Annotated in this window: 1 protein-coding gene and 1 other annotated feature; the gene reads left to right on the top strand. The window is 47.5% G+C overall.

Annotated elements, in window-relative coordinates:
- The first annotated feature begins 50 nt into the window (after positions 1–50).
- A protein-coding gene (locus tag ACP69U_RS13795) for an IS3 family transposase (RefSeq protein WP_372396254.1) occupies positions 51–1,270 on the top strand; the annotation gives its coding sequence in 2 pieces (ribosomal slippage) (positions 51–327 and positions 327–1,270; 1,221 coding nt in all).
- Positions 326–442: a sequence feature (AL1L pseudoknot), on the top strand. (Overlaps the previous gene by 117 nt.)
- Positions 1,271–1,309: the final 39 nt, after the last annotated feature.

The raw sequence follows: 1,309 nt of genomic DNA, 5'->3' as shown, positions 1-1,309 counted from the left end.
TGAACCGCCCCGGGATTGTCGGAGACTCAACATTCTGAGAGAATACGACAATGAAAAGACAAACCTACACTCCTGAGATTAAAGAACGCGCCGTTCGCATGCTGATTGAAGCGTCGAGCGACTATCCTTCTACATGGTCAGCCATTCAAGCCATAGCGTCAAAGATTGGCTGTACGCCTGAGACACTGCGATCCTGGCATAAAAAGCACATAGACCAAACCATTCCCGCCTCAGTGCAGGCTCAAAGTGACAAAGAGCGTATCAAAGAGCTTGAACGCGAGAACAAAGAGCTCAAGCAAGCCAATGAGATTATACGTAAGGCTGCTGCTTTTTTCGCCCAGGCGGAGCTCGACCGTCCACCCAGATAATGGTTCAGTTTATTGATGACTATAGAGGTAGTTATGGGGTCGAGCTGATTTGTAGAGTACTACCGATTGCCCCGTCAACCTATCACCGTACTAAAGACCTAGAGTGCTGCCCTGAAAGGCGTTCACTGCGCAGTCAGCATGACGACTACTATCTCAGCGAGATTAAACGCATCTGGCAGGACAGCAAATGCCGCTATGGTGCTCGCAAAGTCTGGCGGCAGATGAAGGCAGATGGCATTTATATCGCACGCTGCACCGTCGAGCGTTTAATGAGTCAGCACGGCTTACAAGGTGTCTGGCGCGGTAAGGGTAAGATTACCACCAACAGCCGTGACGACCAAAAGCGTGCTGACGACTTGGTCAATCGTAACTTTAATGCCCATCGTCCTAATCAGCTGTGGGTTGCAGATTTTACTTATATCAAGACATTGAGCGGCTGGGTTTATACCGCTTTTATTATTGATGTATTTGCTCGCGCTATTGTCGGCTGGAAAGTATCGAATCGTATGAACACGGATATGGTAATGGCGGCATTAAATCAAGCGATAACAGATAGAAACAATCCCAAAGATGTCATTCATCACAGTGATCGAGGGGTTCAGTACTTATCTATTCGCTATACCGATAAGATGACGGACTCTGGTGTTATTGCCTCCGTTGGCACAACAGGCGATTCATACGACAATGCATTGGCTGAAACGGTCAATGGGCTTTACAAGTCTGAGGTGATTCATTATTTAAAGCAGAACTGGACTGGTGTGAACGATGTTGAACTGGCAACCCTTGAGTGGGTGGATTGGTTCAACAAGAAGCGTCTACATAGCACGATTGGATATGTGTCACCCTTTGAGTTTGAAAAGCGGTATTATGATAATTTAACCCTGTCAGGCATCGCTGCCTGACTCAAGTAGATCAGCCTCCGATATAGTCGGGGCGGTTCA

Origin of the sequence: Psychrobacter sp. TWR1-1-1 (assembly GCF_049895865.1) — a bacterium.
Lineage (GTDB): Bacteria > Pseudomonadota > Gammaproteobacteria > Pseudomonadales > Moraxellaceae > Psychrobacter > Psychrobacter immobilis_A.
The sequence above is the reverse complement of the archived record's forward strand: the minus strand, read 5'-3'. Positions and strand labels throughout refer to the sequence as shown.